Below are 9,927 nucleotides of genomic sequence, written 5' to 3'. Positions count from 1 at the left end.
CGCGTTCGGGGGGCCTAAAAGCCCCCCCACGGCCCGCCCCACCGCCTACGCGCGCGCGGGGGGGGGGGGGGCCCCCCCCCCCCCCCCCCCCCCCGGCGGGGGGGGGGGGGGGGGGCCCCCCCGCCCCCCCCCCCGCCTCCCGTCCGTCCGGTGTCGCGTGTCGCGTGTCGCTACCGGACCCGCTTGATCGGGATGACCACGAGGGCGCCCAGCAGGGCGACCACCCCGGCGGCCCAGCACATGAGCGTGTAGTTGTCGGCGTGCACGCTGCCGATCGACAGGAAGAACAGCGAGATCGCCGGGGCGAGCGACTGCGGCAGCGCGTTGGCGATGTTGATCACGCCGAGGTCCTTGCCCGGCCGGTCGGCGTTCGGCAGCACGTCGACGACCAGCGCGGTGTCGATCGCGGAGTAGATGCCGTAGGCGAAGCCCATGACGACCTCGGCCACGTAGAACCCGGTCACGGTGTCGGCGTGTGCCAGCACCACGAGCCCGACGGCGAACAGCGCCGTCGACCCACCGACGAACACCTTGCGGCGGCCGAGCCGGTCCGACGCCCATCCGGACAGCGCCGCGCTCACGAGCAGGGCGAGCGTGTACAGGAGCACGCCGAACGCGACGGCCGCGGTGGCGTCCTGCAGGTCCTCGATCCCGAGGTGCTCCTGCATGTAGAGCAGGCGGTACGTCGTGAACATGAACGTCGCGAGGATGATGAGGAAGCGCGACCACCACGCGAACGCGAAGTCCGGGTTCTTGATCGGGTTCGTCCAGAACGACGAGACGAGGTTCAGCCAGGTGAACTTCTTGAGCGGGTACGTCGGGAGCTCGTCACGGGCGACGAGGGCGTAGACGAGCACGAGGACGATCGCCAGGATGCCCGGCGCGATGAACAGGACCGGCAGGTTCGCCACGAAGAACACCGACAGGTAGGTGCCCGCGAGCACGGCGGTGTTCTGCGCGAGGGCGATGATGCTCGACGCCCGGCCGCGCTGCAGCTGCGGCACGTTGTCGGCGAAGCTCGCGAGGAGCGTGGCGAGCGTGGCGTTCGCCGCGAGCTGGGCGAGCAGCCAGCCGAGCGTCAGGTTGAGGACGTCCGGAGCGTAGGCGATCCAGGCCAGGGCGATCGCGAAGACCACGACGCCGCCGAGCAGCCACGGGCGACGACGACCCCAGCGGGTGCGGGTGCGGTCGGACAGGGCACCGGCGAGGGGGTTCATGATGAGCGCGCCGAACGCGCCGATCGGCAGGACCGAGCCGATCACGGTCGCGGCGTCGTCGCCGACCAGGGCCTGCGCCTTGATCTGCATGCTCACGTAGACCGGGGCCATGAGCGCCACGAAGAGGCCGAACTGCCCGAGGAACAGGGCGACCTGGTAGCCGATGCCGACCCGCATGGTGCTGACGGGTTGGGTGATGCCCTCCGGGTCCAGTACCGCGCGGCTGCCGGGTTCGGGTGTGCTCATGACGCCTCCTTGAGTCGAACGGAAACCTTGTGCTGCAAGGTTTTTCGACGGCGAGCATACATCGCTCGACCTGCGTGCGACACGTGTTGCGCAGATTGCCGATGGACGACGCGCGACAAAAACTACACAGCGGGTGGTTTCTGGGGTAGCGTCGTCATCGATCTCGCCGGGGAGCATCGATCCTCGACGGGCTGCGACACCAGATGCCGCGACACCCAGACAGGACCGAAGGAGCCCTCTGCCATGCCCACCACCTCTGTGCAGCTGTACTCGCTGCGCGACGCCATCGCCGAAGACCTCGACAAGGCCATCGCCCGGGTGCGCGAGATCGGCTACGAGAACGTCGAGCCGTACGCGTTCGTCGAGCGCGCCGCCGACCTCGAGAAGGCCTTCGCCGCCACCGGCCTCAAGGCCCCGTCCGGTCACGTCGCCGTGATCGACGCCGAGGACACCGCGCCGATCTGGGACGCCGCCGAGCGCCTCGGCATCCAGACGGTCATCGACCCGTTCATCCCGACCGACCGCTGGCAGACCGCCGACGACGTCGCGAAGATCGCCGAGCGCGTCAACGAGCTCACCGCCGAGGCCACCGCTCGTGGGCTCGAGTTCGGGTACCACAACCACCAGTGGGAGTTCACGAACAAGGTCGACGGCCGGACCGTCTACGACCTCTTCGTGTCGCAGCTCTCGCCGGAGACCGTCCTCGAGGTCGACACCTTCTGGGCGACCGTCGGCGGTGCCGACGCCCCGGCCGTCCTTCGGTCGCTCGGCGACCGCGTCGTCGCGATCCACGTCAAGGACGGCAAGGTCGACGGTGACATCCTCACCGCGCTGCCCTCGTCCGAGAGCGCGCTCGTCGTGCCCGAGGCCCTGCAGCGTGCCTTCGAGAACCAGACCCCGGCCGGCCAGGGCGACGTCGACGTGGCGGGCATCCTCGCCGCCGCGCCGCAGGCCATCCGCGTCGTCGAGTTCGACGCGTACTCCGGCGACGTCTTCCAGGGCATCACCGAGTCGCTCGAGTGGCTGAAGGGCAACGACAAGTGACCCGCGTCGGAGTCGGCATCATCGGTGCCGGCAACATCTCGGACCAGTACCTCACCAACCTGACGCAGTTCGCCGACGTCGAGGTCCTGATGGTCGCCGACCTCATCCTCGAGCGCGCGGCCTCGCAGGCCGAGAAGTACGGCGTGCCCGCGTCCGGCACGGTCGAGGAGCTCCTCGCCCGCGACGACATCTCGATCGTGGTCAACATCACGATCCCGGCCGAGCACGCCAAGGTCGGACAGCAGATCATCGCCGCCGGCAAGCACACCTGGAGCGAGAAGCCGGTCGCCACCACGGCCGAGGACGCCCAGGCGCTCCTCGCCGCCGCGTCGGCCGCCGGTGTGCGGTACGCGACCGCCCCCGACACCGTGCTCGGTGCCGGCATCCAGACCGCGATCCGCGCCATCGCCCGGGGTGACATCGGCACGCCGCTCACCGCGACGACGATGTTCCACGTGCCCGGCCCGGACCAGTGGCACCCGGACCCCGAGTTCCTGTACGCGCAGGGCGCCGGTCCGCTGTTCGACATCGGCCCGTACTACGTCACGACCCTGCTCCACGCGTTCGGCTCCGCCTCGCGCGTGCAGGCCGTGGCGTCGAAGTCGCGCGAGACCCGCGTGATCGGCTCGGGTCCCCGCGCCGGCACCGAGTTCCCGGTCGAGGTGCCCACGCACCACGCCGCGCTCATCTCGTTCGCCGACGGCCAGTCCGCGCAGACGACCCTGTCGTTCCAGCACGCCCTGCCCCGCAACGGCTTCGTCGAGATCAACGGCTCCGAGGGCACGATCGTGCTCCCGGACCCGAACGTCTTCGACGGCGACAGCACGCTGTGGACGCTCGGCAAGGACGAGCCGACGACCCTCGAGCACAAGGGCTCCACGTGGGGTCGCGGCACGGGCGTCGTCGAGATGGCACGCGCCATCGCCGAGGACCGCCCGGAGCGTGCCTCCGGTGCCGTCGCGTCGCACGCGCTCGACGTGATGCTCGGCATCCGCGACGCCGCCGACTCCGGCCAGGCCGTCGAGATCACCTCGCGCATCACGAAGCCGGAGCCGCTGCCCGAGGACTTCGACCCCGCGGCCGCCGTGCTCGCGGAGGGCGTGGACGCGTAGCCAGCCACCTGACGGACGGGAGGCGCGGTGCCAGATGGCACCGCGCCTCCCGTCCGTCGTCGTCGGTACGTCCGGTCCGCCCAGCGGGCCAGATCCGTCACGTCCAGAGCCGCACACCGACGTCCTCCGCCCTCCGGGCGGACGATGAGCAGCGTGTCCTGCCCGCTCGCACGGAGCAGGACCAGCCGACCGGCCGGTCGGCTTCGTCCCGCAGGAGGATGCCGACGGGAGCGGTGCCGTGTCAGGGTCGGGACGAGGGGGATCCGACCGCTGTCGAAGGAGGCGCCACGGACACGACGCACGACCGAGCTCCACGACGACGGGGCCTGCCGGTCCTGGTGGCGGCTGCCGCGCTGGCCGTCGTCGCCACGGGGGCCGGCATCGGCGTGCACCTCGAGCACGCTGCCGAGACCGCGCGGCGCCTCCCTCCGGCGAGCGCCTCGTCGGAGCAGGTCCTGCGGGTGTACCTCCGCGCCGCCGAGGCCCACGACTGCGCGGTGACCGAGGCCCTCACGGCTGCGCACGCACCGTCGTCACCCGACCAGGCGTGGTGCGGGCAGCGCCAGCCGACGTCCTGGCTCGACGAGCACCCGGACCTGCTCGCCCACCGGAACGTCGGCACCGTCGAGCGACGGCCCGCGGACGAGAACGGCGGGGTCGCAGTGCAGTGCATCCCGGTGGACGTCACGCAGACGAACCTGACCGGCGACGACCCGGGGACGCTCGAGGGGTGGCAGTTCTGCTTCCGCCACACCGCCGACGGGTGGCGGCTGTACGACGAGGGCTACGGGTGAGCAGCCCCTCCCGGTGACCAGCGTCCGCTGACGATCACTCCCCGCCGGTGACGAGCGCCGACATCCGTGCCATCAGTCCGCGCGGGACGAACCGGTGCGCGTTCGCCGTCACCGCGTTGCCGAGGCCGGACACCACCGTCGGGCCGCCCTGCCGCGCGAACGCCCGGAGGCCCACGGCCGCGACCTGCTCAGCCGACTGCCGCCCGCGTTCCATGACGCCCGCCGACCCCGCTCCCCGCGCCGCCTCGTCGAAGAAGCCCGTCGCGGTGGGGCCGGGGCAGAGTGCGAGGAACCGGACCCCGCTCCCCCGGTTCTCCTGCCAGACAGCCTCGGTGAACGACAGCACGAACGCCTTCGTCGCACCGTAGACGGCCATCTGCGGCGTCGGCTGGAACGCCGCCGTCGACGCCACGGTCATCACGCCGCCGATCCGGCGCTCGAGCATCCCGGGCAGGAACGCGTGCACGAGCCGGACGACCGCGGTGCAGTTGAGGTCGACCTGGGTTCGGAGCCGCTCGTCGGTCGCGGCGGCGAAGGGCCCGTGGTCGCCGACGCCGGCGTTCGCGACGACGATGTCGATCCGCGTGCCGTCGAGCCGCGTGATGACGGTGTCGAGACCGTCCGCAGTGGCGAGGTCGGCGGGGAGCGTCGTCGCGTCGACCCCGTGGTCGCGACGGATCCGGTCCGCCAGTGCCTCGAGCCGGTCGGCGGAACGAGCGACCAGCACGACGTCGGCGCCGGCTGCGGCGAGCCCGAGGGCGAGCGCCTCGCCGATCCCGCCGCTGGCACCGGTGACGAGGGCGCGGCGGCCTCGGAAGGGAGTGCGGGGTCGGTTCATGGGTCCTGCGTACACCCGGTGGTGGCGCGGTCGACCGTGATCGCGGTACAGTCACGCCCAGAGGGAAAAATCCCGCTCCGCTCCGGCGGACGGGAGCGAGCACGCGTCTCACGGGAGTCGCCACTTCTTCATCGAAGGAGTGCACCCGTGCCTGCTCAGATCCCGCCCGCTCACACCCCACCCGCCCGCACCGAGCCCGTCCGTCTGGGCGACGTGTGGGTCGCCCTCGCCGGACTGTCCGCCGTCTTCCTGCTCGAGATGCTCGACAACTCGGTCCTCACCGTCGCGTTGCCCACCATCGGACGGGACCTCTCCGCATCGACCACGTCGCTGCAGTGGGTCTCCGGCGCCTACTCCGTGGCGTTCGGCGGGCTCATGCTCCTGTTCGGGTCCGTCGCCGACCGGTTCGGCCGACGGCGCACTATGCTCACCGGCCTGGTGCTCCTCGCCCTGGTCAGCGCGGCGACCCCCCTCGTCACGTCGGTGGAGCAACTCGTCGTCGTCCGTGCCCTGATGGGGCTCGCCGCCGCGATGACGACGCCCGGCTCGATGGCACTGACCTTCCGGCTCGTCGCCACCGACGACCTGCGGGTCCGCGCACTCACGGTGGTGTCGACCGCGGGCCTCGTCGGGCTCGCGGTCGGGCCGACGATCGGCGGGCTCGTCCTGGCGGTGGCCCCGTGGCAGGTCCTCCTGGTCGCGAACGCCCCGATCGCGCTGGTCGCGCTGGTCGGCATCCGTGCCGGGGTGCGACCCGACGGCCCCGACGATCTGCACCGCGAGCCGCTCGACCTGCTCGGCGCGGCCCTCGGGACGGCCGCCGTCACCGGTGTCCTCGTCACGCCGACCCTCGCGGTCGAGGGTGCCGGAACGGCCGCGTGGGCCGCCGCCGCCGCGACGATCGCGGCGGTCGCGGGGTTCGTCCTGCGCGAGCGGACCGCCCGGTCGCCGATGCTCGACCTCGCCCTGCTCGCCCGGCCGCTCGTCGCCAGCGGGCTCGCGCACAAGGCGGCCGCGGGCCTCGCGACCGCCGGGCTCTCGTGGCTGGTGACCCTGCAGCTCCAGTCCGCCTGGGGGTGGCCGCCCGCACTCGCCGCCGTCGGCACCCTGCCGCAGGTCGTCGTGCTGCTCGCCGCCGGACGCTTCGTCGGACCCTTCGTGCGGCGCGTCGGGCTCGAGCGTGCCGCGTGGACCAGCGCCACCGCGGTCGTCGTCGGCCTGGCGGTCTTCACCGTCGCCGGTCGGACGGGCTACCCCGCGGTTGCCGTCGCACTCGCCCTGGTAGCGGCCGGCATGCGGGTCGTCGGTGCGGTCGCCGGCAACAACGTCCTGGCCGGCCTGCCCGCCGACCGCACCTCGATCGGCGCGGCACTCGTCGACACCGCGAGCGAGCTCGCCACCGCGGTGGGCATCGCCGCCACCGGCACGGTCCTCGCCGTGCTCGTCCCCGGCAGCGTCACCGTGGCGCACCCCACCGCAGCCCACACGACGGCGGTCCTCGGTGCCGTCCAGGTCGCCGGCGCCGTCGTCACCTGCGCCGCCGCACTGCTCGTCGGCGTCGGCATCCTGCGCGGTCGACGGCGCCGCACCGAGCCCGCACCGACCTCCGCTCCCCTCCCGTCCACGCAGCAGCCCGCACCCACCACCTCCCAGGAGTCCTCCCGTGCATGACACCACGATCCGCCCGCCGTTCGACCCCGAGCTCGACGTCTTCCTCACCTCGCTGACGGCCCGGGGTCCGTTCACGATCGACGCCGCCGCCCTCCCCCGCATGCGTGCACTCGAGGTCACCGAGCAGGAGCTCGACGACCGCCTGCGCGCCCGCGGGTACGAACGTCGCACCGTCAGCGTCCCCGGTCACCTCGGCGTCCCGATCGACCTGGCGGTGATCCAGCGCACCGGACGGACCGGCCCGACCACCGCGGTCTACACGATCCACGGCGGCGGGATGGTGATGGGGCACCACCTCGGCAACCTCGACTCCTACGACGACTGGCTGCTCGACCACGACGTCGTGCTCGTCAGCGTCGACTACCGGCTCGCCCCGGAGCACCCGGACCCCACCCCCGTCGAGGACTGCTACGCCGGACTCGTGTGGGTCGCGGACCACGCGGACGAGCTCGGCATCGACCCCGCACGCATCGTCATCGCCGGCCAGAGCGCCGGCGGCGGGCTCGCTGCCGGGACCGCACTGCTGGCGCGTGACCGCCGGGGGCCGGAGCTGTTCGCCCAGGTCCTGGTCTCGCCGATGCTCGACGACCGCGACGACACCGTGTCGACGCGCCAGATCGACGGGGTGGGGATCGCGGACCGACAGGCGATGCACTTCAGCTGGGGCGCCTACCTGGGCGACCGACGCGGTACGGCCGACGTCTCGCCGTACGCGGCACCCGCCCGCGCGGACGACCTGTCCGGGCTCCCGCGCACCTACATCGACTGCGGCAGCGCCGAGGTGTTCCGCGACGAGACCGTCGCCTGGGCGAGTGCCCTGTGGGCGGCCGGGGTCGACGCCGAGCTGCACGTCTGGCCGGGCGCGTTCCACGGGTTCACGAGCATGGTGCCCGGCGCGGCGGTCTCCAGGGCGGCGACCGCCGCCCTGGCCGACTGGACCACGCGGCTGCTCGGTCCCACGAGCCCGGTCACGAGCCGGGACTGACCGGACCGCAGCAGCCGGGCGGACCCGCGACGCGACCAGCGGACGGACGGGAGGCGCGGTGCGGGCCCGCACCGCGCCTCCCGTCCGTGGGTCACCCCTTGACGGCGCCGGCCGACATCCCGGAGACCAGGTTGCGCTGGACGATCATGAAGAACACGACGACCGGCAGCGAGAACAGCACCGATGCCGCCATCTGCCCCGTGAAGTCCGTCCCGGTCGTCTGCGTGGTGAACGACGCGAGCCAGACCGGCAACGTGTACTGCGCCTGGTCCTGCATGAACGTGTACGCCACGATGTAGTCGTTCCACGCGGCGATGAACGCGAAGACGCTCGTCGCGATCATCCCCGGCATCACCAGCGGGAACAGCACCTTAGTCAGGACCTGCCACGTGCTCGCGCCGTCGATGCGGGCGGCCTCCTCGACCTCCATCGGGATCGCCAGGAAGAACCCGCGCATCACCCAGATCGAGAACGGCAGCACCGCGGCCACGTACGCCAGGATGAGCCCGGCGTAGGTGCCGGTCAGACCGACCTGGTTGAAGATGAGGAACTGCGGGATGAGCAGTGCGGTGCCGGGCAGCATCTGCACGAGCAGGATCGCGACGAGGATCGGTCGGCGCCCTCGGAACCGGAACCGCGACAGCGCGGCCGACGCCAGGATGCCGAGCGCGAGCGACAGCACGACGGCACCGACGACCACGATCGTCGAGTTCCCGAGGTAGACGAGGAAGTCGGCCCGGGTGAACGCCGTGACGAAGTTCTCGATCGTCGGGTGGGCGGGGGCGAACAGCGGTGTGCTCGTCAGGGCCTCGGACCGCGGCTTGAACGCGGTGTTCACCATCCAGTAGACGGGGAAGATCCACACCAGGCAGAACACGACCGCGATGGTGCTGCTGATCCAGCGGACCGGGCGACGACGACGGCGGATCCGCTTCGTCGCCGCGACGCCCTTCGGGGTCGGGACGGCTGCGGGGACGTCGGCCTCGACGGGGACGCCCGTCGGCATCGCGGTGGTCACAGGTCTTCTCCCGATCGGACGAGGTTCCGGATGTACAGCGCGCTGAGCACCATGAGGATGAGCGCGGCGATCACGGCGACCGCGGACCCGGTGCCGATGTCGTGCCCGACGAAGGCGGTGACGTAGGTGAAGACGCCCAGGGTCGAGGTGGCCCCGTCGGGACCGCCCTGCGAGACGAGCCAGATCTGGTTGAAGACGTTGAAGTCCCAGATGATCGAGAGCATCGTCACGAGCAGGAGCGTCGGGCGGAGGTACTCGATGGTCACCACGCGGTAGACGGTCCACTCTGAGCCGCCGTCGAGCCGGACGGCCTCCTTCACCTCGAGCGGGATCTGGGTCTCGGCCGCGTACAGCGTCAGGGCGATGAACGGCACCGCCTGCCAGACCACGAGCATCCAGATCGACGTGTAGGCGAGCCCGGCGCTGTTGCCCCAGTCGGTGTCCGTCATGTCACCGAAGACCCGGAGCTGCGTGAGGGCCCAGTTGACGACCCCGTACCCGGGCTGGAACAGCCAGTTCCACACGAGCGACGACGCCACGTTCGGCATGCCCCACGCGAAGATGAGCACGATCGTGACGGCGTACCGCAGCACGACGCCGAGCCGGGTCATGAGGTGGGAGACGCCCGCTCCGATGAGGATGCTGCCGACGACCATCGCGGCGGTGAACAGCACCGTCCGGACCAGCGCCGCCCAGAAGGCCGGATCGGTCAGGATCTGCCCGTACTGCGCGAGGCCGACGGCGTCGTAGGCACCGGTGAACAGCGAGCGCTGGTCGTAGTCGGTGAACGACGTGAAGACCAGGAAGACGATCGGGGCGACCGTCACGAAGACGAGCACCAGTCCGGCCGGCGTGAGCAGCCAGAAGGGGGCGGACGAGCGGGTGGTGCGGCGCCGCGGGGGGCCGCCGGGGCGATCGCCGCGTGCGCGTGTGGGACGGTCCGGGCGCTCCAGGCTCGGGCGGGTGGCGGAGACGGTCACGTCTGGCCTTTCCGTGAGGGTC

General features: G+C 71.9%; 9 protein-coding genes. 5 read left to right on the top strand and 4 right to left on the bottom strand.

Annotation, left to right across the window (positions count from 1 at the left end):
* Positions 1-170: 170 nt before the first annotated feature.
* A complete protein-coding gene (locus AB0N84_RS11535; protein WP_363546325.1) occupies positions 171-1,463 on the bottom strand; it encodes an MFS transporter in 1,293 nt (430 codons plus the stop codon).
* A gap of 243 nt (positions 1,464-1,706) precedes the next feature.
* Here AB0N84_RS11535 and AB0N84_RS11530 point away from each other — a divergent pair, with 243 nt between their 5' ends.
* The 3 genes from AB0N84_RS11530 (at position 1,707) to AB0N84_RS11520 (ending at position 4,413) form a co-directional block, all read left to right on the top strand.
* A complete protein-coding gene (locus AB0N84_RS11530) occupies positions 1,707-2,507 on the top strand; it encodes a sugar phosphate isomerase/epimerase (protein ID WP_363546322.1) in 801 nt (266 codons plus the stop codon).
* On the top strand, positions 2,504-3,619 hold the full coding sequence (locus AB0N84_RS11525) for a Gfo/Idh/MocA family oxidoreductase (protein ID WP_182045881.1): 1,116 nt from the start codon (positions 2,504-2,506) through the stop codon (positions 3,617-3,619). The genes AB0N84_RS11530 and AB0N84_RS11525 overlap by 4 nt, the downstream gene beginning before the upstream one ends.
* A 338-nt stretch (positions 3,620-3,957) precedes the next feature.
* Positions 3,958-4,413, top strand: a complete 456-nt coding sequence (locus AB0N84_RS11520; RefSeq protein ID WP_289458367.1) for a hypothetical protein — start codon at positions 3,958-3,960, stop codon at positions 4,411-4,413.
* Positions 4,414-4,447: 34 nt separating this feature from the next.
* Here AB0N84_RS11520 and AB0N84_RS11515 read toward each other — a convergent pair whose 3' ends face one another.
* The gene (locus AB0N84_RS11515; protein ID WP_363546318.1) at positions 4,448-5,251 is read right to left on the bottom strand and encodes an SDR family oxidoreductase; all 804 of its coding nucleotides are present in this window, start codon (positions 5,249-5,251) and stop codon (positions 4,448-4,450) included.
* A 147-nt stretch (positions 5,252-5,398) separates the two neighbouring features.
* Here AB0N84_RS11515 and AB0N84_RS11510 point away from each other — a divergent pair, with 147 nt between their 5' ends.
* Together AB0N84_RS11510 and AB0N84_RS11505 are read left to right on the top strand one after the other, a co-directional pair.
* Positions 5,399-6,922 carry an MFS transporter gene (locus AB0N84_RS11510; RefSeq protein WP_363546316.1) on the top strand — a complete coding sequence of 508 codons (1,524 nt, stop codon included), beginning with the start codon at positions 5,399-5,401 and terminating at the stop codon, positions 6,920-6,922.
* Positions 6,915-7,907, top strand: a complete 993-nt coding sequence (locus AB0N84_RS11505; protein WP_220456189.1) for an alpha/beta hydrolase — start codon at positions 6,915-6,917, stop codon at positions 7,905-7,907. Before AB0N84_RS11510 ends, AB0N84_RS11505 begins: the two co-directional genes overlap by 8 nt.
* 91 nt (positions 7,908-7,998) lie before the next feature.
* Here AB0N84_RS11505 and AB0N84_RS11500 read toward each other — a convergent pair whose 3' ends face one another.
* Together AB0N84_RS11500 and AB0N84_RS11495 are read right to left on the bottom strand one after the other, a co-directional pair.
* On the bottom strand, positions 7,999-8,925 hold the full coding sequence (locus AB0N84_RS11500) for a carbohydrate ABC transporter permease (protein ID WP_220456188.1): 927 nt from the start codon (positions 8,923-8,925) through the stop codon (positions 7,999-8,001).
* Positions 8,922-9,905, bottom strand: a complete 984-nt coding sequence (locus tag AB0N84_RS11495; RefSeq protein WP_220456187.1) for a sugar ABC transporter permease — start codon at positions 9,903-9,905, stop codon at positions 8,922-8,924. Before AB0N84_RS11495 ends, AB0N84_RS11500 begins: the two co-directional genes overlap by 4 nt.
* Positions 9,906-9,927: the final 22 nt, after the last annotated feature.

The sequence above is a fragment of the Curtobacterium sp. NPDC089185 genome, from assembly GCF_040685235.1.
GTDB classification, from domain to species: Bacteria; Actinomycetota; Actinomycetes; order Actinomycetales; family Microbacteriaceae; genus Curtobacterium; species Curtobacterium citri.
The sequence above is the reverse complement of the archived record's forward strand: the minus strand, read 5'-3'. Positions and strand labels throughout refer to the sequence as shown.